This is a genomic window from Dactylosporangium fulvum (genome assembly GCF_025137375.1).
GTDB classification, from domain to species: domain Bacteria; phylum Actinomycetota; class Actinomycetes; order Mycobacteriales; family Micromonosporaceae; genus Dactylosporangium; species Dactylosporangium fulvum.
In genome coordinates this window covers 9,987,662-10,013,703 of sequence record NZ_CP073720.1, presented here as the reverse complement: position 1 = coordinate 10,013,703, position 26,042 = coordinate 9,987,662, and the positions used below count along the sequence as shown (strand labels likewise).

Sequence of the window (26,042 nt, the reverse complement as noted above, 5' to 3'; positions counted from 1 at the left end):
GCACGGCTCCACTTGACGGCGGCGAAAGTGTCCTCGACGTGCTCGGGCTGTTGCGACGCCGCTACCACCAACCCTCTCCTGCCGCCGGGAGTGTTGTGAGCTAACCGGCCGGGTGGCTCAGCGGCGTTCGGCGACGGCGTGGAACCGGTGTTCCGGATCGTCGTACCTGGTCAACTCCCAGCCGGTGCGGGCGGTGGTGGCGCGCAGGACGGGTTCGGCGAGTGGCTCGTCGGGGCGCAGGGTGCGGCCGTGGCGGGCGGCGAGGGCGGCGCGGCCAGAGGGATGGAACAGGACGAGCCGGCCGCCGGGGCGGGTGATCCGGGCGAGTTCGGCGGTGGGGTCGGGCAGGTGGGTGATGAGTCCGGCGGCGAAGACGGCGTCGACGGAGGCGTCGGCGAGTGGGAACCGGCGGGCGTCGGCCAGCAGCAGGGTCGCGGCGCAGGTGCGGGCGCGGTCCCGGGCGGCGGTGAGCATCTGCGGGGTGAGGTCAACGCCGATGAGCGTGCCGTGCGGGCCGACCGCGTCGCGCAGCGCGGGGAACGCTCGGCCGGTGCCGCAGCCGACGTCGACGGCGACCCCACCTGTTTGGATGCCGGCTTCGGTGACGGCGGCGGTGTAGGCGGGCAGGTCGTCGCCGAACTTGGTGTCCCAGGTGGCGGCGCGGGTGGCGAAGAACGCTTGGGAGTCGGTGCGGTACCAGACATCGCCGGGGACGAGGTGTGGGTTGAGGTCACGGATCACCGGCCAGGCGCGGTCGTGCAGGTCGATGACGGCGTCGGCGTCTTCATCTCGGTAGCTGCCGGAGGTGGCGGGTGCCGGTGGGGTGCGGACCCAGACGACGAGGTCCCAGGCGTCGGCGGGGAGCCGGTCCCGCCATCCCGGTCCGTCGGCGACGACGACGCTGACGGCGGCGCAGGTCCGCCAGCCGTCGTCCTGGCTGGTGCAGGCCGCGGCGGTGAGCCGGACGCAGTGCCGGCCGGCGTCGTGCAGCCGTCCGGCGAGCCGGTCCGCGAGGAGCGCGGCGCCTCCGTCGGTGCCGTCCACGACGACGCGGGCGGCCCGCTCGGGCAGCGCGGCGACGAGGTGGTCCAGCACCGTCGCCCAGCGCTGCAGTTCTGCGGCCGTCGGACGTGGTGGCGCTGGTCCTCGGTCGCCGGTCATGCCTCCATGATGCAGATGCGGCAGTCCCAGCGCTACGGGCTGCTGAACATGCGGCCCGTGCGGCCGGTTCCGCGCCGCACCTGCGAAACGCTAGGGTGCCCGTGTGACGGTATTTCAGATCGGTGAGGCGGCCGACCTGCTCGGGGTCAGCCCGGACACGGTCCGCCGCTGGGTCGACGCCGGGCGGCTGACCGCGACCCGCGACGAGCACGGCCACCGCACGATCGACGGCGTCGAACTGGCCGCATACGTCAGCGGCCAGGGCGGCGACCCGAACGGGCGGGCGGAGGCGTCCTCAGCGCGGAACCGGCTGCGGGGCATCGTCACCGCGGTGGTGAAGGACACCGTCATGGCGCAGGTCGACATCCAGGCCGGACCGTTCCGGCTGGTGTCGCTGATGAGCCGAGAAGCCGTCGACGAGCTCGACCTGCAGGTCGGCTCGGTTGCGGTGGCAGTGATCAAGTCGACCACGGTCGTGGTGGAGCGGTCCACCCCGACCGTGGCACATAGAGGAAGGACCACCACGTGAACCTGCACCGCACAGATACCCGCAGCCGTACTGGCACCATGCTGACGGCGTTGGCCGCCGTGGCACTGCTCGCCGTGACCGGCTGCGGCAGTGACAGCACCGAGACTCCTGCGACCGGCACCACGTCCAGCGGCGCCGCCACCGGTGTCACCGGTACGGTGAACGTGTTCGCGGCGGCGTCGCTGACCGAGACGTTCACCAAGCTCGGCAAGGACTTCGAGGCCGCGAACCCGGGCACGACGGTGAAGTTCAACTTCGGCGGCAGTTCCGCCCTCGCCACCCAGATCAACCAGGGCGCCCTGGCTGATGTGTTCGCCTCCGCGGCGCCGGCGAACATGAAGACCGTCACCGACGCCGGCAACGGCGACGGCACTGCGACGACGTTCGTGAAAAACCAGCTCGTCATCGTCGTGCCGAAGGGCAACCCGAAGGCGATCAAGGGCCTAGCCGACCTGACCAAGCCGGGCGTGAAGGTGGCGTTGTGCGCGGAGCAGGTGCCGTGCGGCGCGGCGGCCAAGAAGGCCCTCGACACCGCCCAGGTGAAGCTCACCCCGGTCACCCTGGAGCAGGACGTGAAGGCCGCGCTGTCGAAGGTGAGACTCGGTGAGGTCGACGCCGCCCTCGTCTACCGCACCGACGCCAAGACCGCCGCGAAAGACGTCGACGGTGTGGAGTTCCCCGAGTCGGCCGGTGCGATCAACGACTACCCGATCATCGCGCTCAAGGAGGCCAAGAACGCGGCCGGAGCGAAGGCGTTCATCGCCTACGTCCTGTCCGACAAGGGCAAGACCGTGCTCACCGAGGCCGGCTTCCAGGCCCCGTGACGAGCACCGACACCGGCACGGCGGGGCGGCCCGGCACCGGGCCGCTCCGCCGTCGAGCCCCTGGCCGGCAGGCGCCGATCGCCCTGCTGCTGCCCGCGGCAGTAGGACTGCTGTACCTGATCCTGCCGCTTGCGGGGCTGCTGATCCGGGCGCCGTGGAGTACGTTGCCGCAGCGGCTCACCGCACCCGGCGTGCTCACCGCGCTGCGGCTGTCGCTGCAGTGCGCCACTCTCGCCACCCTGCTCTGCCTCGCCCTCGGCGTCCCGATCGCGTGGCTCCTGGCCCGGGTCGAGTTCCCCGGCCGGCGCCTGGTCCGCGCGCTCGTCACCGTCCCGCTCGTGCTGCCACCGGTCGTCGGTGGTGTGGCGCTGCTGCTCGTCTTCGGCCGCCGCGGCCTGCTCGGCTCGTGGCTGGATGAGACGTTCGGGTTCACGCTGCCGTTCACCACCACCGGTGTCGTGCTCGCCGAGGCGTTCGTGGCCATGCCGTTCCTGATCATCGCCGTCGAAGGTGCGTTGCGCGGCGCGGACCGCCGCTACGAGGAGGCCGCAGCCACCCTCGGCGCCGGCCGCTGGGTCACCTTCACCCACGTCACGTTGCCGCTCGTCGCGCCCGGTATCGCCGCCGGTGGTGTCCTGTGCTGGGCCCGCGCGCTGGGCGAGTTCGGCGCCACCATCACCTTCGCCGGCAACTACCCCGGCATCACCCAGACCATGCCCCTGGCCGTGTACCAGACCCTGGAAGGCGGCGACCTGGACGCCGCGATCGTGCTCAGCCTCGTCCTGCTCATCGTCTCGGTGACCATCCTCGCCGGGCTCCGCGACCGCTGGATCAGTGGCAGCTCATGACCGACGCGTCCAAGCCCGCCACCGCCACCCCGGTCGCAGGCGACCCTCCGCTGCTCGACGCGCACCTGCTCGTCGACCGGGGCACCTTCAGCCTCGACATCGCGCTGCGCATCGCCGCGGGCGAGGTCGTCGCGCTGCTCGGCCCGAACGGTGCCGGCAAGACCACGGCCCTGCGCGCCCTCGCCGGTCTCCAACCGCTCACCGACGGCCATCTCACCCTGGCCGGCACCGACCTGGACCGGCCCGCGCGCCGGACCTGGACCCCGACCGAGGACCGCCCCATCGGCGTCGTCTTCCAAGACTATCTGCTCTTTCCACACCTGACCGCGCTGGACAACGTCGCGTTCGGACCCCGCCGCCGCGGCGTCGACCGGCGCACCGCGCGAGCCACGGCCCAGGCGTGGCTGACCCGGGTCGGGCTCGCCGAGTACGGCCGCCGCAAACCCCGGCAGTTGTCCGGCGGTCAGGCGCAGCGGGTCGCGCTCGCCCGCGCTCTCGCCGTCGACCCGGCCCTGCTGCTGCTCGACGAACCTCTTGCCGCGCTGGACGCCCGCACCCGCCTGGACACCCGCGCCGAACTGCACCACCACCTCACTGCCCACCCCGGCGCGACGCTCCTCGTCACCCACGACCCGCTCGACGCCCTCGTCCTCGCCGACCGGCTCGTCATCGTCGAGGACGGCCAGGTTGTGCAGGAAGGCGACGCGGCCACCGTCACCGCCCGGCCCCGCACCGACTACGTCGCCAGACTCGTCGGGCTCAACCTGTACCGGGGACGCGCCGACGGCCACGACGTGCACCTTGCCGACGGGTTCGTCCTCACCTGCAGCGACCGGCACATCGGCGACGTCTTCGCGGTGTTCCCGCCCGCGGCGGTGGCCCTGCACCCGCGCCGCCCCGACGGCAGTCCGCGCAACACCTGGCCGGCGACCATCACCGGAATCCAGCGCCACGGCGACAACCTCCGCGTCCAACTGGACGGCCCGATCACGGTCGCCGCCGACATCACTCCGGCCGCCGCCGCACAACTGCACCTCGCGCCGGGCGAGCATGTATGGGCTGCGGTCAAGGCCACGGAAACCCAGGCATACCCCGCCTGACGCGCATCACAGCGCTCGTGATCGCCACCCGGTCGCAACGATGACGATCGTGCCACCGTCGCGGCGGCGGCAAACACCGTGGGTACCCGCTGCTTGCGTCGATACCGCCGCCGCCACTCTGCTCCCTCCCTGTCGGGGCAATTCGTCGCGTATGTCGCAGCGGGTACATCCAGGTCCGCCCATCCCATACGCTACTGCGGCGAGATCGACGTCGATCTCTTGCTGCGACATCGACGATCCTTACAGGGGAGGAATTGTTGAAAGCTCGACAGTATCTGCGCGTCGCCATCTGCGCCGTTTCGGCCATGGCTGCGACGTGTCTTGTCAGCGGAACCGCACAGGCGAGTCCTGACACGTTGGAGTCATCGAGCACCGTGTCACCTGCAGTGCTGCAGGCGATGCGCAACCAGAACGCCATCCACGAGGTCATCGAACCGCTCCTGGCCGGTCTCGACCCGCAGAAGGTGGCGGACCTCCCCGGCTATGCCGGCGTGGTGATCAGCCCGGAACAGAACCGCTTCACCTTGTACTGGAAGGGCACCCCGCCCGCAAACATCACCAAGGCGTTGGCCAGCCTACCGGCCGGGATGACAGCAGAGGTGGTGCCGGCGTCGTATTCACGCGCCGAACTGAACGCGCAGATCAAGCAGATCCGCAGCGACGACGCCGGCACCGCACCGGAGTACCGGGCCCACCGCCTCGTCGCGCTCGAGGACGGCAGCGGCATCGAGATCTCGGTGTCGAAGGCGCAGCCGTCACTGAACGCGCGGCGCGCAAACCGGGCTGTCGTTCGCACGCTCGTGGAGGGCGGCACGGAGCCGCTGGCCCGGCAGAACGACTCGGCACCGTACTACGGCGGCGCCAGACTGCAGATCCTCAGTGCGCCGAACCAGGTCGGTGCGGTCTGCTCCAGCGGCTTCATCGTCCGCTCGGGCAGCACCTACTACACGACGTCGGCGGCGCACTGCGGTTCGGCGCCGAACGCGGTGCGCAACGGCGCCGGCGCCACCATCGGCTCGGTCGCGTTCGCCGGGCGGGAGATCGACTCGATGCTGATCAACCTGTCGCCGAATTCGGCGTCGGCACGGGTCTACGACGGCGCCTGGAACAACGGATCCGGGTACAACAAGCCCGTTGTCGGCCAAGCCGGCAGCGCGGTCGGCGATCTGACCTGCACGTCAGGATCGTTCTCCGGCGTGGTCTGCGGGGTGCGGGTGACGTCGACGAACGCCAGCTCCGACGTCGGCGGCTGGCACCAGGCCGGCATCATCGAGGCACGGCAGGACAACGGCGGCAACGCCGCCGGAGACGGCGACAGCGGAGGCCCGGTGTTCAGCCTGGCCAGCAACCCCGACCAGGTCATCGCGAAGGGAATCATCTCAGGCGGCCGGACCGCCACCGTGGTCGGATGCACCGGCGTGCCGACGAACCCGACCCGCAAGTGCTACAACCGCATCACCATCATTCCGATCTCCATGCTGCTTTCGTACTTCAGGGTTTCGCTGGCCACGCTGTAACGTGGACGTACGGTGCCGGGCGGCGGATCGCCGTCGTCCGGCACACCACCCCGGCACCGTGAGGAACCCCGTGACCATCGACGACCCCTGGGACCCCACAGATCTCAGCGTTCTCGACAGGTACCTCGCCCGGACCTACCCGGACTCCTACGCCGGGCTCGCACGTACCGACGACGGCAGCGGCGTACACATCTACCGCACGACACCGTCAGCACTCGACGACGAGGTACGCGGTCACCTCCGGGCCTCGGTCCGGTTTTTTCCTGCCGAGCACACCCGATCGGCACTCGAACGCGTCGCTGCGCGGGTCGCGGCCGACCGGGAGTATTGGCGCGCGAGCGGCGTGCGCATCGCAGCGATCATGGTGCCGCACGACGGGACCCGCGTCGAGATCCTCTCGCCGCACGCGACAGCCGCACGTGCTGCATTGCTCACGCGATACGGCGCCGACCTGATCACCGTGACCCTCGACGACATCGTCCCGTTGTCGTAGCAGCGCATCCCACACCACGAGGCCCACCAGTCACTCCACACGGCTGCGACGCCACCGATGCACTGGCCGGTCAACGGGCGCACGTCAACGCCACCAGACCCCAGGCCCACCCGGCCAGACGTTCCAACAGGCGCAGAAGCCGCCGTGGCCTGCATGCATCCGGCTACGGCAACGCCACGCTGACCTCGGTCGACTTCACCAGCGCTGTGACTCGGCCGCCGGACGCCAGTCCGAGGTCTTCCGCGGCGTCGCGGGTGATCACCGCGGTCGCCGTCTCTCCACCATCCAAGGCCACCCGCACGGTGCTCATCACCGCGCCGTGCTCGACCGCCTCGATCGTGCCGAGCAAATGGTTCCGGATGCTGATCCGCTGCACCTCGCCCACGGCGATCGCCACCTCCGTGGACTTGACCAGCACCAACACCGATGCGCCTTCGGCCAGGTCCAACTCGCGCGCCGAGTCGGCGGTAATCGCGGCCGTCATCAGCTGACCGCCGGCCAGTCGCACCTGCACCGTGCTGACGGCAACCGCCGTCACCATGCCGGGAAACCGGTTCCGCACACTGAGCCGCACACGCCACCTCCACCACCGCCCCGGCACCGCGGCCGGGGTCGTCGTACGTCGGTCACCTCACCGTAGACGCCCGATCAGGCGGGTGCGGCGGAAGCGGCGTGGCCACCCCGGCCGCGCCGGGTGGCCACGCCGAGGTGAGCGTCAGTGCGTGACGGGGCAGCCGCCGGTGAGCTTGCCGAGGAACTGGTTCGGGTCGTAGTAGTGCTCAACCTCCAGCAGCTTCAGGTCATCGCTGAGCTTAGCGACGCTGATCCCGAACATCTCGACCGTCGTCCCGTCGGGCTGATGTCCGTGGTATTCCCCTTCGAACGCGCCCCAGTGCCGCCACTTGAACGTGACCACCGGCGGCGGGCTGAGCACCTACAGGACCTCCCAGTAGAACCCGCCCGGGAACGCCTGGTGGAAGATGTGATGCGAGGACTCGAACGACTCCTGACCACTGCGGTAGAACGGGCTCTCGCCGATCAGGATGTTGTAGCTGCCGATGTCGACGATGTCCTGCGCGCTGGCCCAGCCCCCGCCGTTGACGTTCGTGCGGAAGTGCTCGGTGACCATCGACACCCAGGTCGCCGGGTCCTTCTTATACGAGACTTCCATCTCGAAGACCTGCACGATGCTCTCGACGATCGCCTCGAGCGAGTCGGGTGCGTGCTGGGTGGTGCGCTGGCCGGGCATGACGGTGTGGGAGAGGTGGTAGTCGGGGGTGGTGCCGTCACGCCAGCCCGACGGGTCCCCTTCGTCGATGACGGCGGTGCGGCCCTGCAGCCACAGAGGGGTTTCGGACACGATGCGGTTTCCGCCCTTTCACGAGCGACGCGATGGTCCTGGCCACCGCCGACGCCGCCGGCACCCCGTCAAGCCGGGTCGTGATGCTCAAATCGTTCGACCCGCGCGGCCTTGTGTTCACCACCCACACCGGCAGCCGCAAAGGCACTGACATCGCCGTCCGGCCGTACGCGTCGGCGACGTTCTACTGGCGCAAGACCCTCCAGCAGATCCACGTCGCTGGCCCCGTCCGGCGATTGCCTGCCGTCGAATCCGAGGCGTTGTTCGCCGAGCGGCCCACCGCCGCGCAGGCCACCACCGCCGCGCAGGCCACCACCGCCGCGCAGGCCACCACCGCCGCGTCCCGGCAGAGCACACCACTTGACGACGAGGCCGGGTTACGGCAGCGCGCCGCGGACCTCCTCACCGCCGGCACCCCGATCGCCCGCCCGGACAGCTGGGCCGGCTACCGCCTGGAACCCGCCACCATCGAGTTCTGGCACGGCAGCGTCGACCGGCTGCACTGCCGCCTGCGCTACGAGCTCAGGCCTGACGGCTGGGTGCCACAGCGCCTGCAACCCTGAACCGGCCCGTCCACCAGCCCCGCCACAACGGGAGGAGCCGCCATGCCCGCCGGCGACGTCGACTACCACCAACACGGCCACGGCTACGCCAACCAGCGCCGCACCGACCCACGCATCGAAGCACGCGTCCACGCAGCATTTGGCGACGCCCGCACGATCACCAACGTCGGCGCGGGCGCTGGCTCCTACGAGCCCACCGACCGGTACGTCGTCGCGGCCGAACCGTCCGCGGCGATGCTGTGGACGCTCACCGCACCGGGTACCGGCGCTGGACGCGACCGCGGAACGGCTGCCGTTCGACGACGACAGCTTCGACGCCGCCCTCGCCTCCGTCACCGTGCACCAATGGTCCGACACCGCCGCCGGACTCCGCGAACTGCGGCGGGTCACCCGCGGGCCGGTCGTCGTCCTCACCTTCGACGGCGACGCCCTCGACCTGCTGCAGCTCGCCGAATACGCACCCGAACTCATCGCCGCCGCTACCCGGCACTGGACCTGATCGCCGAACACATCGGCACGACCTGCCACATGCAGGAGGTGCTAGTGCCGATCGACTGCGTAGACGGGTTCACCGTAGCGTTCTACGCCCGCCCCGAACGGTTCCTCGAGCCCGCCGGACGCCGATCACAATCGGCGTGGACCTTCGTCGACAACACCGACGAAACCCGCGCAGTCGAACACCTACGCCGCGACCTCGACACCGGCGCCTGGGACAAACGCCACGGCCACCTGCGCATCCAGCCCGAGTTCGTCGGCTCGCTGCGTCTGCTCACCGGCCACCCCTGAATCAGCCACCCGCTCGGCGACACCCACAGGCCGCGGAGCCGTGTTGCTCTCACGGGTGACGGCCAACCGCCTCCTGACGACGCCATGCTGATCCGAACCACAGGCTGATGGAAGGCGGAGGCGATCATGCGGTCAAGCAAGGGTGTGATCTTCAAGCGGTGCGGGTGCCGGGACGGCGGCGGTCGGCGGCTGGAACAGCGCTGCCCGCGGTTGACGGAGCAGGCGCACGGGTCGTGGTGCTTCCACGCCTCCGCCCGCAACCTGCTCGGCCGCTCCGAACGGGTCCGCCGCGGCGGCTACCCGTCCCAGGCCGCCGCCCGACGGGCCCGTGACGAGTGGCTGGCCTGCACCGGTGAGGAACGGACCGCCCGGTCCTGGACGGTCGAGCGGTGGCTGCGGTACTGGCTGACCACCCGCACCCACCTGCGACCCACGAGCATGCTGCACTACACCCGCGACGTCGAACAGGTCCTGTTCCCCCGGCTCGGCACCCTCCGCCTCGCCGATCTCGACGGGCCACTGCTACGGGCCAGGTTCGCCGAGATCGCCAACACCACCAACCGGAAAGGGCAGCCACAGTCCCCGTCCGCGATGCAGCACCTGCGCACCACACTGTGCGCGGCGCTCAACCACGCCGTCCGCGAAGGCATGATCGAGTCGAACCCGGCCCGGCACATCGAGGTCCACGGCTACCGCCGCCCACACGCCAAAGTCTGGACCGACGACCAGGTCACCGACTGGCAGCACACCGGGCAACGCCCCGCCGTCGCCGTGTGGACCGCCGAGCACCTCGCCACATTCCTCACCGCCGTCACCGACGACAGCCTCTACGCCCTGTGGTGGCTCATCGGCCTACGCGGCCTGCGCCGCGGCGAAGCCTGCGGACTGCGCTGGAGCGACATCGACCTCGACCGCAGCGTCCTGTACATCATCCGCAACCGCACCACCGCCGGCTACCAGGTCATCGAAGGCCCACCCAAAACCGCAGCCGGCACCCGCGCCGTCGCCCTCGACGAACACACCCTGCAGATCCTCCGGCAACACCGCGCCCGCCAAATCGAGAAACGGACCCGCCGCCGCGCAGCTGGCAAACCCTGGCAGGACTCCGGGTACGTCTTCGTCCGCATGGACGGCCTACCCATCCACCCCAGCAACGTCAGCTGCCGCTTCCGCCAACTCCTCAGCCGGGTCGACGTCCCACCGATCCGGCTGCACGACCTGCGCCACACCGCCGCGTCCATCGCCCACCAAGCCGGCGCCGACCTCAAAACCCTGCAAGACCTGCTCGGCCACTCCAGCATCCTCGTCACCGCCGACACCTACACCAGCGTCCTACCCGTCGCTCAGCGGCGCTGCGCCAACGCCACCGCCAAACTCGTCGTCACCACCGCCCGCCGCACCCGCAACAAGATCCGCGAGAAAGCCGGCCGCAACCGACCACAGTCCCGACCGGCCACCGGGGCGCCCGCATCGACCGGCCCGACAACGGCGATCAAGGACCTGCCCGGCGGGCTGGAAACACGCGCTGTGACGACACCCAAGCGGCACCCACGTGACACCCACCGTCCACAGGGGACAGAAACAAAGAAGCGGTCTCCCCACGTTTCCGCAGGTCAACCGCCTCTTGATGTTGCGCGCCCGAAGGGACTCGAACCCCTAACCTTCTGATCCGTAGTCAGATGCTCTATCCGTTGAGCTACGGGCGCTCGGTGCTCGGCCCAGTGTACACACCGGGTTTTGCGCGGAGGCTCCGGGATTCGAACCCGGGATGGGCTTTAAGACCCAAACCGCATTAGCAGTGCGGCGCCATAGACCGAACTAGGCGAAGCCTCCAGCAGCCCCCGTCGCCGGTGGCCGCCGTCCGAGGATACAGGGCCGCCCGAGGCCCCGGCAAAGTGGGTATCCTCCCGGCGTGCGATGCCCGTCCATGGCCCCGCTGAGCTGCACTCCTAGCCAAGTGTGATGCCGACCACCGTCATTCTGGCGATGGTCTCGGTCACATCCGGCGCGCGGCGGCATTCCCGATTACGCTCTTGTAGATGGGAGAGGACGCTACCCCGCCGCAGCCTCGAAAAGCTCAAAAACCCCCAAAAGCGGATGTTGTACCGCCTGTGAGCCCGTCGGCCACCACGCCCCCGGCGATGAGGCCGCATGCCAAGGCGCTCGGTGACACCTCTCTGCGCTTCGAGCCGCCGCCGCAGGAGACCCCACCCGCGAGCGTGCCGGAGGTGCCTCCACGTCCGCGTACCCCTCCCGTCGCCCCTTTTGCCCCGCCTTCACCCTTTCGTGCGAGTGACCCTCCGAAGGAGGTCCCCACCGAGCCGGCGGTGGTGAAGGAAACGCCGGCAAAGAAGGCGGCCTCGGCAGTCGGGGCCGTTCCTGGAGCCCCATTCAAGAAAGCAGAGCCGGCGGTGAAGGCGGCCCCGGCCGGGAAAGCGGAGCCGGTGAAGGCGGCCCCGGCCAAGAAGGCATCACCGCCGACAACGGCTGCGACGGAGAATGCCGCCCAACCGGTGAAGGTGCCCGCGGTGAAGGCGCCTGTAGCAAAGGCGGCCCCGGCTGAATCGGCCCCGGCGGAGGAGCCCGCGGTCGCGAGTGCCCCCGTTGAGGAAGTGCCGGCCTCGGCCGAGGAAGTGCCGGTCAAGAAGGCATCGGCAAAGAAGGCATCGGCAAAGAAGACGTCGGCGAAGGACGCACCGGCCAAGGACGCATCCGCCAAGGGGGCCACCGCAAAGGCGGCGAAGGAGGCACCGGCCAAGAAGGCCGCCGCGAAGAAGGTCACTCCGAAGAAAACTGCCCCGAAGAAGGCCGTGGCGAAGAAGGCCGCTGCCGAGCCGTCGCCCTCGTCGACCGAGCAACTCGAGCTGCTCGTCAGCGCCGAACCGGCTGTCAAGATCACTCCCGCCAAGAAGGCACCCACCAAGAAAGCAGCAGCAACAAAGGCCGCCAAGGCAGCGCCGGTTGAGGAACCGCCGGTTGTGGAAGCGCCGGCTGAGCAGCCGCCGACTGAGGAACCGCCCGCCGAGCGGACGCCGGCCGAGCAGACCGCCGTCGAGGAATCCGCCGTCGAGCAGACCGCCGTCCAGGAAACCGCTGCCGTTGCCGACACTGCGGTGGAAGCAGCCGTCGTCACCGGGACGGCACCGCCCCAGCCGCAGAGCCCGCAGGGGAACCGGTGGTCGGGGGTCAACCCCGCCTACCTGCCCGAGGTGCTCGCCCTCGTCGCTGTCGAGCGTCTGGGGCCCGCTGCCCGTCGGCGCGTGGAGTGGTACACGGCCACCTATCCCTCCGCGGGCCCGGACGCCCTCTCCCGCGCGGTCGTCCGCGAGTTCGTCCGGCGGGCCCGCCGCCAGGGGTTCGCCGCCGGGGTCGCCGGGCCGCTGGGGTTGCTCATCGAGGCCGCCGGGGTCAACTGGCTCCACGCCAAACTCATCCTGCACCTCGCGGCTGTGCACGGCCACGATCCCCTCGACCGCCGGCGCGCTGCCGAGCTGCTCGTCCTTCAGCGTGTCCACGGCAGCGTCGAGACCGCCGAGGCCGCGCTCCGTGCCGCCGAACAGGCCGCGACGACCCGCCGCTCGACCCGGGCCATCGGCGTGAGTCGCCTGTCGGCCCCGTTTGCCAGAATGCTCGGCGCCGGCCTCCTCCAGGCCGCAACGGCCCGCCTGGCCAGGCGCGTGCTCCCCGGCGTCACCCCGCTGCTCGGCGCCGTCAACGCCGCTCGCAGCACCGAACTCCTTGCCGCCCGGGCGATCCGCCACTACCGCCGTCGTTGACCCGGTCCGGCCGGAAAATCGGAGGTCAGGCACCCGGCGGCGTCGTATCGTACTGATGCATGGCAGGCATCGAGCAGCTGCTGCGCAGCAGACTGGCGACCGCGTTTGCCCTTGTGGTCGAAGGGCACGTCGACCCTGCCGTCCAGCGATCCGGCCACGCCGACTTTCAGTCCAACGCCGCGCTCGGGCTGGCGCGGCGGACGGGAAGCGACCCGAGAGCGCTTGCGGCCAAGGTGCTCGCGCACGCCGACCTCGACGACCTGTGCGACGAGATCGCCATCGCCGGCCCCGGCTTCATCAACCTCACCGTCGCCGACGGCGTGCTCGGGCGGATGGTCGGTGCGATGGCCGCCGACGAGCGGCTCGGGGTGTCCACTGTGGAGCCTGAGACCGTCGTCGTGGACTACGCCGCGCCGAACGCCGCCAAGGAGATGCACGTCGGGCATCTGCGCTCGATCGTCATCGGCGACGCCGCGGTCCGGCTGCTGGAGTGGCTCGGTCACCGGGTCGTCCGGCAGAACCACCTCGGCGACTGGGGCACCCCGTTCGGCATGCTCCTCGAACATCTCGTCGACCTCGACGAGAGCCACGCCGACCTCACCGCGGTCGGCGAGTTCTATCCCGCCGCCCGGCGGAAGTTCGACGCCGATGCGGCGTTCCGGCAGCGCTCGCGGCAGCGGGTCGTCCTGCTCCAGGCCGGCGACGAGGCCACGATGCGCCTGTGGCACCGGCTGATAAGCCTTTCCCAGCAGTACCTCATGAGCCTCTACGACCGCCTCGACGTCCGGCTCCGGGAAACCGACTTCGTCGGCGAGAGCTTCTACAACGACCGGCTGGACGGCGTCGTGGCCGACCTGGAGCAGTTGGGCCTGCTGCGGACGAGTGACGGCGCGCAGTGCGTGTTCCCGCCCGGGTTCACCGGTCGTGACGGTGCGCCGCTGCCGCTCATCATCCGCAAGAGCGATGGCGGATACGGTTACGCCGCAACGGATCTGGCCGCCATCCGGCACCGCGTCGGCGCACTGGGGGCGACCCGGCTGCTCTACGTCGTCGGGCTGCCCCAGCGCCAGCACCTCGACATGGTGTTCGCGGTCGCGGCCCAGGCCGGCTGGCTCACCCCGCCGGTGCGCGCCGCGCAGGTCGGGTTCGGCTCGGTGCTCGGAGCCGACGGCAAGATGCTGGCCAGCAGAAAGGGCGGCACCGTCAAGCTGGCGGACCTGCTGGACGAGGCGGTCGAGCGCGCCGCGGCCCTGGTCGGCAACGAGGAGGTCGCCGCGGCGGTGGCGATCGGCGCGGTGAAGTACGCCGACCTGTCGAACGACAGGGTCAAGGACTACGTCTTCGACTTCGACCGGATGCTGGCGCTGAACGGCAATACGTCGGTGTACCTGCAATACGCACACGCCCGCGTCCGCTCGATCTTCCAGCGGGGCGACGCCACTCCCATTCGCGACGGCAGCCCCGTCACGGTCGAACACCCGGCCGAGCACGCCCTGGCGATCGAGTTGCTCACGTTCCCGGTCGTCGTCGACCAGGTCGCCGAGTCGTTCGAGTTCCACCAGCTCGCCGGTTACCTGTACGGCCTGGCGACCACCTTCACCGCGTTCTACTCCAAGTGCCCGGTGTTGAAGGCCGAGGAGCCGGTGCGCGCCGGCCGGCTCGTCCTGTGCGACCTCACCGCCCGGGTCCTGCGGACCGGCCTCGGTCTGCTCGGCATCGCCGCACCCGACCGCATGTAGACGCGGTCACGGGCCGGTCGTCACGCCGTACCACGGCCGGGAACATGCTGGCGGCGACCGTCACGGGCCCGATGGCGACGATCGCCGCCAGCACGTGGATCGACAACAGCCCCTCGGCCATGCGGCCACCGCGCGCCAGGCCACGCCCCGCCGTTCGTGGGCGAACAGCTTCTCCACCTGGTGCGCGGCCTGCGCACCGGCCGCGCGCTCCAGGCGGCGCTGACCAGGTCGCCGCCGTCGATGTGCTCAGGACGCGCTGGACCGGGCCCAGAGGTTGATGCCCGACTCGGTCGCGTACTTGTCGATCTCCGCCAGTTCCTCGGCCGAGAACGACAGGTTGTCCAATGCCGCGACGTTGTCCTCCAGTTGCCGCACGCTGCTCACCCCGATGAGCGTCGAGGTCACCCGCGGGTCGCGCAGCGTCCAGGCCAGCGCCATCTGGGCCAGCGACTGGCCGCGGCGGGCGGCGATGTCGTTCAGCGCCCGGATCTTGCCGAGGTTCTCCTCGGTCAGCCAGTCGGGCCTCAGCGAGGTGTTCTCGCTGGCGCGCGAACCGGTCGGCACGCCGTTGAGGTAGCGGTCGGTCAGCATGCCCTGGGCCAGCGGGGAGAACGTGATGGCGCCGACGCCCTCGCGCCCGAGCACGTCGAGGAGGCCGTCCTCGATCCAGCGGTTGAGCATCGAGTACGACGGCTGGTGGATCAGCAGCGGCGTGCCCATCTGCCGCAGCAGCGAAGCGGCCTCGGCGGTCTTCTCCGGCGAGTACGAGGAGATGCCGACGTAGAGCGCCTTGCCCTGGCGGACCGCGGCGTCCAGCGCGCCCATCGTCTCTTCCAGCGGCGTCTCCGGGTCGAACCGGTGCGAGTAGAAGATGTCGACGTATTCCAGGCCCATCCGCCGCAGCGACTGGTCCAGCGAGGCGGTGAGGTACTTCCGCGAGCCCCCCACGCCGTACGGGCCCGGCCACATGTCGTAGCCGGCCTTGGACGAGATGATCAGCTCGTCACGGTACGGCCCGAGGTCGCTCGCGATGAGCCGGCCGAAGTTCTCCTCCGCGGAGCCGTACGGCGGGCCGTAGTTGTTGGCCAGGTCGAAGTGGGTGATGCCCAGGTCGAACGCGCGCCGGACCACGGCGCGATGGTCGTCGAGCGGCCGGTCGTGGCCGAAGTTGTGCCACAACCCCAGCGAGACGGCGGGCAGGCGCAGACCGCTGCGCCCGGTGCGGCGGTATTCCATGGACCGGTAGCGGTCAGGATCGGCGATATAGGTCACGTGCTCCACCCTCGCTCACCCGGCGGCCGGCCGTCCAACAGCAGAAACCGCTCAGATTCAGCAGCTAGAGTGCTGAGTCATGGAACTGCGGCACCTGGAGTATTTCGTCGCCGTCGCCGAGGAGCGGCACTTTACGCGCGCGGCGGAACGCATGCGGGTGGCGCAGTCCGGGCTGTCCGCGTCGATCCGCACCCTGGAGCGGGAGCTCGGCGCCGAGCTGTTCGTCCGCAGCACCCGCCGCGTCGAGCTGACCGAGGCGGGCCGCGCGCTGCTGCTGGAGGCCAACCGCACCCTCGCCAGCGTCGCCGCCGCCCGTGACGCGGTCGCCGCCGTCAACGGGCTGCTGCGCGGTCGGCTGGGTGTCGGCTCCGAACAGTGCCTGGGCGTGGTCGACCTGCCGCCGCTGCTGGCCCGCTTCCACCGCGCGCATCCCGGCGTCGAGATCCGCCTGCGGTACGCGGGCACCGCCCGGATCATCGAGCAGGTCCGCCTCGGCCAGCTCAACGTGGGCTTCGTCGCACCGAGCGGTCCGCCGCCCGAGGGTGTGCGCCTGCGAGAGCTCGCCGCCGAGCCGATGCTGTTGCTGTCCCACCCCGACCGTCCCGTGCGGCGGTCCGTCGAGGACCTCCGGGACGAGAACTTCGTGGACTTCACCGCCGACTGGGGTGCGCGGCAGGTGAGCAACCAGGTCTTCGCCCGCGCCGGGGTGGAGCGCCAGGTGGCCGTCGAGGTGAACGACGTCCACACGCTGCTCGACTTCGTCCGGCAGGACCTCGGCGTGGCGCTGGTCCCGGCGCCGGTGGCCCGCAAGTCCCAGGCCGAGGGACTGCGGGCCGTGCCGCTGGCCGTCGCCGACCAACCCGTGTGGCGGGTCGCCGTCGCCCTTCCGGCGTCCGCGTCGGTCGCGCCGGCGACGGACGTGTTGCTGGGTATGGCCGGGTTCTGAGCCGGGTGCCTCGTCGGTGAGGACAACCTCCAGGACCTCCGGGTCTTCGCCGTCTCAGGCGAGCGGCGAAGGGGACTCGGCGCCGGGCACGAGCAGGCGCGGGGCGCCGGTGCCGTCGGCCCGCACCGACCAGATGTCCGGCTGGCCGTCGGCGTGGCGCAACGTGTAGGCGAGGTCGGTGTCCGAGAGCCATGCGGCCTGGTCGTCGACGCTCGTGGCCTCCGCGGTCGGGGTGACCCGCATCGACGCCAGGTCGAGGACCGACAGGTGCCAGCCGCGCAGGGGGTCGCCGTCGACCGCCTGTTTGAACGCCAGCCGGGTGCCGTCCGGGGAGAGGGACGGGCACTCGACGTTGTCCCGCAACGTCTCCACCGTCCGCGCCGCGAAGTCGCCGCGCACGAGGTACCGGTGGCCGGCGGTGGACATCGTGGCGTAGAAGACGTTGTCGTCGGCCGTGAACGTGACGCCCCAGAAGTTCACGTCCACCGAGCGGTAGGGCCGTCCGTCGCGGGTGACGGCGAAGTCCTCCAATGTGGACACCAGCGCGCCGGTGGCGGTGTCCAGGATGCCGGTACGGGTGGAGAATCCGCTGCTGGTGTAGGAGTCCCCGCCGACGAAGGTCGTCCACGCCAGCATGCGGCCCGACGCCGAGACCCGCGCCCGGTTCGGCAGGCCCGGGATGTCGATCGCCTGCCGGTCGTGCAACTGCGTGTCGAGGACGACGGCCTGGTACGCCCAGGGCGTCTTCTGCCGCAGGCAGATCCCGGTGCCGGCGGCGGCGTACGCCCGCACGCACTCCACCGCCGAGACGGTGCGGGCACCGCCCGGGTTGTCGGCCGCGACCACCGCGACGTGCCGGTCGGTGACGGTCAGCAGCCGCGGCCCCGGCGTCAGCGACACCTGCTCGAACCGGGGCGCCGCGCCGGCGTCGCGCCCGGCGGCGGACCGGACGTAGACGGCCGCGCCGACGGCCAGCACCACCGTTGCGGCGGTGAGGACGGCGATCCGGACCCGCATGGTCAGCACCGGCCCACGATCGGCGCCGAAGCTGCCCGGCAGGCGTCCGGGACATGAACACGAGGTATCGATGTCCAACGTTCACTTACGCGACCGGTGGCCGTCCATTCGTAAACCTAGATTTCCGGCCATGCGCTTCCGCAAGCACAGACCGACGATCGTCGTGGGTGTCGCCACGACACTGACGGTCGCCACCGCAACGGTCCTGCTCACCGCCGCGACACCGGCGTCGGCGGCCACCTCGACCTTCACCCCCGTCGCCGACACGTACGTGCAGAGCGACACGGCCTCCACCAACTACGGCACGGCCACCCAGATCGTGGTCGACAACTCGCCGGTCCGCCGGATGTTCCTGCGGTTCACGGTCTCCGGCGTCAGCGGCACGATCACGAGCGCGAAGCTGCGCCTGCGCACGATCAGCGGCAACGACGGCAGCCCGGCCGGCGGCACGTTCCGGTCGATGTCCAACACCACCTGGTCCGAGACCGGCACCACCTGGAACAACCAGCCGGCGCTCGACGGCACCAGCCTCGGCTCGATCGGCGCGGTGACGAGGGACAGCTGGTACGAGGTCGACGTCTCGGCCGTCGTGACCGGCGACGGCACGTACAGCTTCGGCGCGACCTCGAGCAACGGCGACGGCGCCTACTACGACACGCGTGAGACCGGCGCCGACGCGCCCCAACTGGTGATCACCACCGGCACGACGACCCCGCCGCCCACGACCCCGCCGCCCTCCGGGGATCCGGTGCTGGTCGGTGCGGGTGACATCGCCACCTCCGGATCGGGTGACTCGGCGACGGCAGCGCTCGTCAACGGCATCTCCGGCACCGTGTTCACCACCGGCGACAACGTCTACACCAACGGCACCGCCGCGGAGTTCACCAGCTACTACGCGCCGACGTGGGGCCAGTTCAAGTCGCGGACCCGCCCGTCGCCGGGCAACCACGACTACAACACCTCCGGTGCGAGCGGCTACTACAACTACTTCGGCGCGCAGGCCGGCCCGTCGGGACTCGGCTACTACTCGTACGACCTCGGCAACTGGCACATCGTCTCGCTGAACTCGAACATCAGCATGTCCGCGGGCTCGGCGCAGGAGCAGTGGCTGCGCAACGACCTGGCCGCCAACACCCGGCCGTGCACGCTGGCGTACTGGCATCACCCGCTGTTCACCTCGGGGGCGAACCACGCGCCGTCGACCTCCACCCGGCCGCTCTACCAGGCGCTGTACGACAACAACGCCGAGGTTGTCGTCTGGGGCCACAACCACCAGTACGAGCGGTTCGCCCCGATGAACCCGGCGGGCGCGCTCGACAACAGCCGCGGGCTGCGCAGCTTCGTCGCCGGCATGGGCGGTGCCGACCACTACAGCTTCGGCACCATCCAGGCCAACAGCCAGGCCCGCAACAGCGACACCTTCGGTGTCCTGAAGTTCACCCTGCACGCCGGCAGCTACGACTGGCAGTTCGTGCCGGTCGCCGGCAAGACCTACAGCGACAGCGGCTCCGGCACCTGTCACTGATCTCCTGGCGTTCGTCCTGGCGGGCCCGGCCGCGTCCGGCCCGCCAGGAACCGCTGCTCCGCCGCGTTGCCGCTCAGCTCGATCGCGCGCCGGCACGCGTCGGCGGCCTCGCCGTCCCGGCCCAGTCCCACGTCCTTGTCCTTCACCCCTTACACGAACGCTCCCGATCCGATTCGACACCCGGGCGGATATTCTTCTCGACGGCAGGTACGGATCGTGAAAGGAGTCTCAGTGAGCAGGGAAACGCTGGAGTTCCAGGCCGAGACACGGCAGCTCCTGCAGTTGATGGTGCATTCGATCTACTCGAACAAGGACATCTTCCTGCGCGAGCTGATCTCGAACGCTTCCGACGCCCTGGACAAGCTGCGGCTCGAATCCCTGATCAACAAGGAGCTGCAGGTCGACACCGACGATCTGCACATCGAGCTCGAGGTCGACAAGGACCGGCGCACGCTGACCGTGCGCGACAACGGCATCGGCATGTCCCACGACGACGTCGTCTCGCTCATCGGCACCATCGCCAAGTCGGGCACCGCCGAGCTGCTGCGCAAGTTGCGGGAGACGCAGGACGCCGGGGCCTCGCAGGAGCTCATCGGGCAGTTCGGCGTCGGTTTCTACTCGACGTTCATGGTCGCCGACAAGGTGACGCTGGTGACCCGGCGGGCCGGCGAGAGCCAGGGAACGTTCTGGGAGTCGTCCGGCGAGGGCACCTACGAGATCGAGTCGCTCGACGACGCGCCGCAGGGCACGTCGGTCACGCTGCATCTCAAGCCGGAGGACAGCGAGGATCAGCTGTTCGACTACACGGCCGAATGGAAGATCCGCGAGATCGTCAAGCGCTACTCCGACTTCATCGCCTGGCCGATCCGGATGACCGGCACTGAAGGTTCTGACGCGCCGCTCAATTCCATGAAGGCGCTCTGGGCGCGGCCCCGCAGCGAGGTCAGCGACGAGGAGTACCACGAGTTCTACAAGCACGTCAGCCACGACTGGACCGATCCGCTCGAGACGATCCACATGAAGGCCGAGGGCACCTTCGAATACGAGGCGTTGCTCTTCGTCCCGTCCCGCGCGCCGTTCGATCTGTTCAGCCGCGACGGCAAGCGCGGTGTGCAGCTCTACGTCAAGCGCGTGTTCATCATGGACGACTGCGAAGCGCTGATTCCGCAGTACCTCCGCTTCATCAAGGGCGTCGTGGACGCACACGACCTCTCGCTCAACATCTCCCGCGAGATCCTCCAGCAGGACCGGCAGATCCAGGTGGTCCGCCGCCGGCTGGTGAAGAAGGTCCTGACCACCCTCAAGGACATCAAAACCAATGATCCGGAGCGGTACGGGACGTTCTGGGCCGAGTTCGGGCGTGCGTTGAAAGAGGGTCTCCTCGACGACACCGAGAACCAGGATCTGCTGCTCGACCTGATGCTCGTCCCGTCGACCGCCGCCGATTCGACGTCGCTGCGCGAATACGTCGAGCGGATGAAGGACGGCCAGAAGGACATCTATTACATGACCGGCGAGTCGCGCGCGATGGTCGAGCATTCGCCGCACCTGGAGGCGTTCCTCGCCAAGGGTTACGAGGTGCTGATCCTCACCGATCCGGTCGACGAGATCTGGGTCGAGCGGGTGACCGAGTTCGACGGCAAGCCGCTGCAGTCGGTCGCCAAGGGCAAGGTCGACCTCGGCTCCTCGGAGATCCCCGAAGAGCAGGCCGCCGACTTCGCGCCGCTGCTGACCTGGCTGGGTGAGCAGCTGCAGGAGGACGTCAAGGAGGTCCGCCTGTCGTCCCGGCTGACGACGTCGCCCGCCTGCATCGTCGGCGACGAGCACGACCTCACGCCGACGCTGGAGAAGATGTACCGCGCCATGGGCCAGGAGATGCCGCACACCAAGCGGATCCTGGAGCTCAACCCGGAGCACGCCCTGGTCTCCGGCCTGCGCTCGGCCCACTCCGCAAACGCCGAGGACCCCGCGCTGGGCGAGACCGCCGAGCTGCTCTACGGCATGGCCCTGCTGGCCGAGGGCGGCGAGCTGGCCGACCCGTCCCGCTTCACCCGCCTGCTGGCGGAGCGTCTGGCCCGCACGCTGTGACCGACGTCGAGAGCCTGCGGGCGGCCGAGCGCCGCCCGCAGGCGGCCCAGCTGGCGACGCTGGAGGGCGCCTTCGCGGGTGAGCCGTTCGCCTGGCTCCACGATCCGTCCCGCGGCTGGCGGCTAATAGCCGCTCACGCGAGCGTCGCCTAAGTATTCTGTGCGCTTGTGCGGACAGTGACGCTTGACCTGGTGAACGGGGCAGGGGAGTTACTCGGGGCCTTGCCGGCGTTCACGGTCGAAGCGCCGTGGTGGCCGGAGGTCGCCGACGTCGTCGCCGGGGCGCGGGAGCGCCTCGGGGCCGAGGTCACGGTCCTCCGTCTGCTGCACGCCGACCGGCCGTATCCGCACGGCGGGGCCGTCACCTACCTGGCCCAGGTCGACGGGCCGGTGCCGCGGCTCGAGCCGGCGCAGGTGAACCTCGCGCCACATCCGCACCGCGCACCCTACGCCGAGGTCGGCGGGCCCGCGGAGAGCATCCGCTGGGCCACCGGCGCCATGCGCGATCTCGGCCTCGGTACGCCTTCGCGCATCATCCAGCGCAAAACTTGGAACCTGTCGGCGTTGTGGCAGGTGGACCGCGCTGCCGGGCCACTGTGGCTCAAGCATCTGCCGGGCTTTTTGAAGGCCGAGAGCGAGGTCCTGGCGTGGCTCGGCGCGGTGGCACCCGGCGCCGCACCCCGGCTGCTCGCGGCCGACGGCACCGGGCGGCAGTTGCTGGGCAACCTCGCGGGTGAGGACCGGTTCGGTGCGCCGGCCGCGGAGCGGCTGTCGATGATCGACCTGCTGCACGGGCTGCAGCGGCGGGCGCTCGACGACCTGCCGCTCCTGGCCGGGCGCGGGGTCACCGACCGCCGGGCCGGGCTGCTGTACGACCAGATCATGATCGCCGCGGAGCCGTGGTTGTCGGAGATCTTCGGCCTCGCTGAGCTGCTCGCCGGACTCCGCGAGCGGCTGGCGGCGGTCGCGGACTGCGGCGTGCCGGACACGCTTGTGCACGGCGACTTCCACCCGGGCAACGTGCGTTCGGGCGCGTCGGTAGCGCCGGCAGTGCTGGACTGGGGTGACGCGTTCCTCGGGCATCCGGCGTTCGACCTGCTGACGATGTGCGACGGGCTGCCGGACGAGGAGGCGGCGCCGATCGTGGCGCGCTGGGCGGCGCTGTGGCGGCGGGTGGCGCTGGGCTCCGACCCGGTCCGGGCGGCCGAGCTGCTGCGCCCGGTGCGGCCGCTGCTCGGCGCGACCATCTACGCCAACTTCATCCATCACATCGAGCCATCCGAATGGCCGTACCATGCGGAAGACGTCCCGACCTGCTTGCGGACGGCCGTCGCTCAGGCGTAGCCCGGTTTTGTCGTACCGGTGTTGTACAACTACCGCGTGGATCTGGACTTGGATATCGAGCGGCGCTCCACAGCGCCGTTCATCGCGCCGGTACAACCCCGGAAGCTCGCGAAGGTCCCGTTCGTGGAGCTGGCCGACGGGCGCCTGCAGGGCGTCGTGTCGAGCGGTTCGGACATCGAGCGGGTTTATGTCTCCTCGATCGGCGCCGGGTCGCACGGCCTGAGTTGCAGCACCAACAACAACCGGCCCTGCGGCGGCCTGCGCGGGTCGTGGCCGTGCAAGCACCTCCAGGCGCTGCTCGACGAGGCGGTGCTGCAATACGGTGCGGAGCGCGTCACGCGTTATCTGCGCATCGAGGTCGAGGAGGGCAAGAGCCTCGTGCACGGCCTGCACGGGCACCACGAGCCGGCACCGGCCGCGACGGTGTTCAGCAGCTTCCTGCGCCATCTGGCCTATCTGGAGCTGCCCACCTCCACCGACCCGGTTCCCGAGCTGCACTGGTTCCCGGCGACAGGAGCCCGCTGATGCTCGCCCTCCTTGACGGCACCGACCCGGGACTCACCGAGGCACTCGATGTCGTGGCCGCGGTCGACGACGGCCTCGTCCACGGTTTCGTCCGCGTCGACGAGGACCGCGCCGCGGCACTGGCCGCGCTGGCCGGCGCGTTCGCCGGCAGCCCGCTGCGCGACCGGATCGCCGAGGCCGTCGACAAGATCGCGGCCGGCTCCATCGCCGACGAGCACCTGCTGGCCCTGGCCGCCGCGCGCGTCGCGGTGTTCGGCGCCGTGCACGATGCGCTGCTCACCCGGGTCGACAGCGCCCTCAGCCGCACCCGCGCGCCGTGGCAGGGGCAGCCCGGCCCGGCCGCCGGCGCCGCCAACCTGCTCGTCGGCAGCCGCTCCTGGCTGCGGGAGCTGGCCATCACCGGCTGGCGCGGTGTCGACCACGATCTCGTCACGGCGTCGAGCCAGGTGATCGAGGCGACACTGGCCGACCCGGAGCTGCGCCGGTTGGCGGTGCTGCTCGACGGGCTCGCCGCCGAGTTGCGCGCCGCCAGCCCGATCGCGACGCTCGAGCGGCTACCGGTGCGCCGGTGGGCCGACCTGTGGAGCCGCGCGCTGCTGCTGGCCCAGGACGGCGGCCGGGCCGGGCGGGCGGCCGACGCCGAGACCGTCTCCGGCCGGCTGCTGGTGCTCGGCGCCGACGTTCATGAGCACGGCACAGCGGTGCAGGTCCAGGTTCACGGCGTGCTCGAGGCGGGCGGCGTCACCCGGCTGGTCCGCACCAGCGTGACCGCGGGCAAGGTCGACACGATCGTCGGTCCGGCGATCTGGGGCCTGCTGCAGGGCTTCCCGGTGCTGATGACCGCGCTCGCCGAGCGCCGCAGCCTCGATCTGACCGACCTGCCGCTGCTCGCGAGCGGCGACCTGATCTGGCACGACGCACAGGCGAAGGCGGGAGAGCCGGCCGACCCGTTCGCGACGGCGCGGGTGCTGCTTCCCGGTGCGCTCGCTCCCGCGGTGCCGCCGCTGGACCGGCATCCGGCCCGCATCGCCGAGCCGGTGTTCGTGGAGGGAGACAGCGCCATTCCGCTCGACACGACGCGGTTGCCCGCCTGCGGACCGCTGACCGCCGGTCTCGTCGCCGGCGCCTCCGCCTGCATCGGCCTCCTGCGCTGGGACTCCGGCAAGTGGGTGGTGCAGCCGATCGCCGTGCAGGCCACGGTGAAGAAGAAGACCACCACCGTGCACACCACCGACTGGGCGCTCGGGCCGACCGACGCCAAGGCGGCCAAGGCCGCCGGCGACGCGGTGCAGGTGCTGCGCGAGCGCGCGGGAAGGCTGCTGCGCAAATGAACACCGCCGACGAGAACCGGCGCCAGGTGCTTTACTGGCGGATGCTGGGCCGCCTGTTCGAGGCCGACGAGCAGATGTCGCTGGAGTCCGCCAGCGTGGCGATCGTCGACGACCTCGGGCTGCCGCCCGCGCTGCTCGATCCGACCGTCTCCGTCGACACGCTTGTGCAGCGCCACCCCGATCTGGCCGGCGAGTTCGACGGCCTGATGAAGCCCGAGGCGGAGTCCGTGCCCGGGGACGAGGTCCGCCGCGCGGCTCTTGTCTCCAAGCTGCTCGTCAACGTCTTCGCCACCGGCAGCGGCAATGTCAGCGCGACCCAGCTGGCCAACTGGCAGTCCGACGCCGGCTGGTTCGAGCGGGCACTCGGCATGGACCCGGGCGAGCTGCGCGGCCGGCCCAACGCCGGCGGCATGGCCACGGTCCTGGCCGGGCTGGAGGGCGACCTGGTCCGCCGGATGCACCTGCGCGAGGTCCTCGCCGACCCGGCGCTGGCGCGGCAGCTCACGCCGAGCATGTCGCTCATCGAGCAGCTGCTCCGCGACAAGGACAACCTCTCCGGTGTCGCGCTCGCCAACGCCAAGGCGCTGATCCGCCGGTTCGTCGACGAGGTCGCCGAGGTGCTGCGAACCCAGGTGCAGCAGACGAACGTCGGCGAGATCGACCGCTCGGTGCCGCCCAAGCGGGTGTTCCGCAACCTCGACATCGAGCGCACGATCTGGAAGAACCTGACCAACTGGAGCCCCGAGGACGAGCGGCTCTACGTCGACCGGCTCTTCTACAAGCAGACTGCCAAGCGCACCACTCCGGCCCGGATGATCGTGGTCGTCGACCAGTCCGGCTCGATGGTCAACGCGATGGTCAACTGCACGATCCTCGCCTCGATCTTCACCGGCCTGCCGAAGGTCGACGTCCACCTGATCGCCTATGACACGCGCGCGCTCGACCTGACGCCGTGGGTGCACGACCCGTTCGAGGTGCTGCTGCGCACCCGGCTGGGCGGTGGCACCGACGGCACGGTCGCGATGGCGCTGGCCCAGCCGAAGGTCGCCGACCCGCGCAACACGGTCGTGGTGTGGATCTCCGACTTCTACGAGTGGCAGTCGCAGGTGCTGTTCGACTCGATGCAGGCGATGCACCGCTCCGGGGTGAAGTTCATCCCGGTCGGCTCGGTCAGCAGCGGCGGTCAGCAGAGCGTCAACCCCTGGTTCCGGCAGCGCTTCAAGGACATGGGCGCGCCGGTGCTGTCCGGCCACATCAAAAAGCTTGTTTCCGAACTCAAGAGCTTCCTCGCTTAGGAGA

General features: G+C 70.4%; 27 protein-coding genes and 2 tRNA genes. 20 read left to right on the top strand and 9 right to left on the bottom strand.

Translation table 11 applies throughout. The annotated features are described in order from the left end of the window. Window positions 1-117 precede the first annotated feature (117 nt). Window positions 118-1,161, bottom strand: a complete 1,044-nt coding sequence (locus Dfulv_RS46160; RefSeq protein ID WP_259860129.1) for a class I SAM-dependent methyltransferase — start codon at window positions 1,159-1,161, stop codon at window positions 118-120. A 103-nt stretch (window positions 1,162-1,264) separates the two neighbouring features. Here Dfulv_RS46160 and Dfulv_RS46155 point away from each other — a divergent pair, with 103 nt between their 5' ends. The 6 genes from Dfulv_RS46155 (at window position 1,265) to Dfulv_RS46130 (ending at window position 6,472) form a co-directional block, all read left to right on the top strand. Further along, window positions 1,265-1,690: a TOBE domain-containing protein gene (locus Dfulv_RS46155; RefSeq protein ID WP_259860128.1), complete on the top strand. Its 426-nt coding sequence runs from the start codon at window positions 1,265-1,267 to the stop codon at window positions 1,688-1,690. Between the two features lie 38 nt (window positions 1,691-1,728). Next, window positions 1,729-2,514: a molybdate ABC transporter substrate-binding protein gene (gene modA / locus Dfulv_RS46150; protein WP_259860127.1), complete on the top strand. Its 786-nt coding sequence runs from the start codon at window positions 1,729-1,731 to the stop codon at window positions 2,512-2,514. Continuing rightward, window positions 2,511-3,362 (top strand): ABC transporter permease, encoded by an 852-nt coding sequence (locus Dfulv_RS46145; protein ID WP_406567891.1) that lies wholly within the window; start codon window positions 2,511-2,513, stop codon window positions 3,360-3,362. Before modA ends, Dfulv_RS46145 begins: the two co-directional genes overlap by 4 nt. Next, complete coding sequence (locus Dfulv_RS46140) at window positions 3,359-4,462, top strand: ABC transporter ATP-binding protein (protein WP_259860126.1); 1,104 nt, start codon at window positions 3,359-3,361, stop codon at window positions 4,460-4,462. Before Dfulv_RS46145 ends, Dfulv_RS46140 begins: the two co-directional genes overlap by 4 nt. 374 nt (window positions 4,463-4,836) lie before the next feature. Beyond that, window positions 4,837-5,979 carry a S1 family peptidase gene (locus Dfulv_RS46135; protein ID WP_259860125.1) on the top strand — a complete coding sequence of 381 codons (1,143 nt, stop codon included), beginning with the start codon at window positions 4,837-4,839 and terminating at the stop codon, window positions 5,977-5,979. 70 nt (window positions 5,980-6,049) lie between these two features. Next, window positions 6,050-6,472, top strand: a complete 423-nt coding sequence (locus Dfulv_RS46130; RefSeq protein ID WP_259860124.1) for a hypothetical protein — start codon at window positions 6,050-6,052, stop codon at window positions 6,470-6,472. A 163-nt stretch (window positions 6,473-6,635) separates the two neighbouring features. Here the strand turns inward: Dfulv_RS46130 and Dfulv_RS46125 are convergent, their stop codons facing one another. The 3 genes from Dfulv_RS46125 to Dfulv_RS46115 form a co-directional block, all read right to left on the bottom strand. Beyond that, entirely contained in the window at window positions 6,636-7,013 is a 378-nt protein-coding gene (locus tag Dfulv_RS46125) for a TOBE domain-containing protein (RefSeq protein ID WP_259869551.1), read from the bottom strand. 174 nt (window positions 7,014-7,187) lie between these two features. Further along, a complete protein-coding gene (locus Dfulv_RS46120; protein ID WP_259860123.1) occupies window positions 7,188-7,406 on the bottom strand; it encodes a hypothetical protein in 219 nt (72 codons plus the stop codon). Further along, window positions 7,407-7,832: a hypothetical protein gene (locus tag Dfulv_RS46115; protein ID WP_259860122.1), complete on the bottom strand. Its 426-nt coding sequence runs from the start codon at window positions 7,830-7,832 to the stop codon at window positions 7,407-7,409. It lies immediately after the preceding gene. A 32-nt stretch (window positions 7,833-7,864) separates the two neighbouring features. Between Dfulv_RS46115 and Dfulv_RS46110 the strand changes: the two genes are divergently transcribed. From Dfulv_RS46110 to Dfulv_RS46095, 4 genes are all read left to right on the top strand, one after another. Further along, on the top strand, window positions 7,865-8,395 hold the full coding sequence (locus Dfulv_RS46110; RefSeq protein ID WP_259860121.1) for a pyridoxal 5'-phosphate synthase: 531 nt from the start codon (window positions 7,865-7,867) through the stop codon (window positions 8,393-8,395). 139 nt (window positions 8,396-8,534) lie between these two features. Then, window positions 8,535-8,894: a class I SAM-dependent methyltransferase gene (locus Dfulv_RS46105; protein WP_259860120.1), complete on the top strand. Its 360-nt coding sequence runs from the start codon at window positions 8,535-8,537 to the stop codon at window positions 8,892-8,894. A 29-nt stretch (window positions 8,895-8,923) separates the two neighbouring features. After that, window positions 8,924-9,181 carry a hypothetical protein gene (locus Dfulv_RS46100; RefSeq protein WP_259860119.1) on the top strand — a complete coding sequence of 86 codons (258 nt, stop codon included), beginning with the start codon at window positions 8,924-8,926 and terminating at the stop codon, window positions 9,179-9,181. A gap of 126 nt (window positions 9,182-9,307) precedes the next feature. Next, a complete protein-coding gene (locus tag Dfulv_RS46095) occupies window positions 9,308-10,849 on the top strand; it encodes a tyrosine-type recombinase/integrase (RefSeq protein ID WP_259860118.1) in 1,542 nt (513 codons plus the stop codon). Here Dfulv_RS46095 and Dfulv_RS46090 read toward each other — a convergent pair. Then, window positions 10,815-10,887 (bottom strand) — tRNA-Arg (locus Dfulv_RS46090). The two genes, Dfulv_RS46095 and Dfulv_RS46090, sit on opposite strands and share 35 nt — an antisense overlap. Window positions 10,888-10,923: 36 nt before the next feature. After that, a tRNA-Ser gene (locus Dfulv_RS46085) sits at window positions 10,924-11,014 on the bottom strand. A 308-nt stretch (window positions 11,015-11,322) separates the two neighbouring features. Between Dfulv_RS46085 and Dfulv_RS46080 the strand changes: the two genes are divergently transcribed. Together Dfulv_RS46080 and argS are read left to right on the top strand one after the other, a co-directional pair. Then, window positions 11,323-12,957 (top strand): hypothetical protein, encoded by a 1,635-nt coding sequence (locus tag Dfulv_RS46080; protein WP_259869879.1) that lies wholly within the window; start codon window positions 11,323-11,325, stop codon window positions 12,955-12,957. Between the two features lie 59 nt (window positions 12,958-13,016). Beyond that, entirely contained in the window at window positions 13,017-14,696 is a 1,680-nt protein-coding gene (argS, locus tag Dfulv_RS46075) for an arginine--tRNA ligase (protein ID WP_259860117.1), read from the top strand. 246 nt (window positions 14,697-14,942) lie between these two features. On the opposite strand, the gene mgrA is transcribed toward argS, so the two are convergent. Beyond that, the gene (mgrA, locus tag Dfulv_RS46070) at window positions 14,943-15,932 is read right to left on the bottom strand and encodes an L-glyceraldehyde 3-phosphate reductase (RefSeq protein ID WP_319805852.1); all 990 of its coding nucleotides are present in this window, start codon (window positions 15,930-15,932) and stop codon (window positions 14,943-14,945) included. A 115-nt stretch (window positions 15,933-16,047) separates the two neighbouring features. Between mgrA and Dfulv_RS46065 the strand changes: the two genes are divergently transcribed. Beyond that, a complete protein-coding gene (locus Dfulv_RS46065) occupies window positions 16,048-16,914 on the top strand; it encodes a LysR family transcriptional regulator (RefSeq protein WP_259860115.1) in 867 nt (288 codons plus the stop codon). Window positions 16,915-16,968: 54 nt separating this feature from the next. Here the strand turns inward: Dfulv_RS46065 and Dfulv_RS46060 are convergent, their stop codons facing one another. Beyond that, window positions 16,969-17,931 (bottom strand): TolB family protein, encoded by a 963-nt coding sequence (locus Dfulv_RS46060; RefSeq protein ID WP_259869540.1) that lies wholly within the window; start codon window positions 17,929-17,931, stop codon window positions 16,969-16,971. Between the two features lie 130 nt (window positions 17,932-18,061). Between Dfulv_RS46060 and Dfulv_RS46055 the strand changes: the two genes are divergently transcribed. After that, the gene (locus tag Dfulv_RS46055; protein WP_259860114.1) at window positions 18,062-19,456 is read left to right on the top strand and encodes a CBM96 family carbohydrate-binding protein; all 1,395 of its coding nucleotides are present in this window, start codon (window positions 18,062-18,064) and stop codon (window positions 19,454-19,456) included. On the opposite strand, the gene Dfulv_RS46050 is transcribed toward Dfulv_RS46055, so the two are convergent. Next, complete coding sequence (locus Dfulv_RS46050) at window positions 19,450-19,587, bottom strand: hypothetical protein (RefSeq protein ID WP_259860113.1); 138 nt, start codon at window positions 19,585-19,587, stop codon at window positions 19,450-19,452. The two genes, Dfulv_RS46055 and Dfulv_RS46050, sit on opposite strands and share 7 nt — an antisense overlap. Before the next feature lie 100 nt (window positions 19,588-19,687). Between Dfulv_RS46050 and htpG the strand changes: the two genes are divergently transcribed. Genes htpG through Dfulv_RS46020 form a run of 6 tightly spaced genes read left to right on the top strand, consistent with a single transcriptional unit; the run spans window position 19,688 to window position 26,038 of the window. Next, on the top strand, window positions 19,688-21,544 hold the full coding sequence (gene htpG, locus Dfulv_RS46045; protein WP_259860112.1) for a molecular chaperone HtpG: 1,857 nt from the start codon (window positions 19,688-19,690) through the stop codon (window positions 21,542-21,544). Continuing rightward, window positions 21,541-21,696 (top strand): hypothetical protein, encoded by a 156-nt coding sequence (locus tag Dfulv_RS46040; protein WP_259860111.1) that lies wholly within the window; start codon window positions 21,541-21,543, stop codon window positions 21,694-21,696. The genes htpG and Dfulv_RS46040 overlap by 4 nt, the downstream gene beginning before the upstream one ends. A gap of 39 nt (window positions 21,697-21,735) precedes the next feature. After that, window positions 21,736-22,887, top strand: coding sequence for a phosphotransferase family protein (locus Dfulv_RS46035; protein ID WP_259860110.1), 1,152 nt, complete (start codon window positions 21,736-21,738; stop codon window positions 22,885-22,887). A gap of 36 nt (window positions 22,888-22,923) precedes the next feature. Next, window positions 22,924-23,412 carry a hypothetical protein gene (locus Dfulv_RS46030; protein WP_390891271.1) on the top strand — a complete coding sequence of 163 codons (489 nt, stop codon included), beginning with the start codon at window positions 22,924-22,926 and terminating at the stop codon, window positions 23,410-23,412. Beyond that, the gene (locus tag Dfulv_RS46025; RefSeq protein WP_259860109.1) at window positions 23,412-24,743 is read left to right on the top strand and encodes a hypothetical protein; all 1,332 of its coding nucleotides are present in this window, start codon (window positions 23,412-23,414) and stop codon (window positions 24,741-24,743) included. Before Dfulv_RS46030 ends, Dfulv_RS46025 begins: the two co-directional genes overlap by 1 nt. Then, a complete protein-coding gene (locus Dfulv_RS46020; RefSeq protein WP_259860108.1) occupies window positions 24,740-26,038 on the top strand; it encodes a vWA domain-containing protein in 1,299 nt (432 codons plus the stop codon). The genes Dfulv_RS46025 and Dfulv_RS46020 overlap by 4 nt, the downstream gene beginning before the upstream one ends. Window positions 26,039-26,042 lie beyond the last annotated feature (4 nt).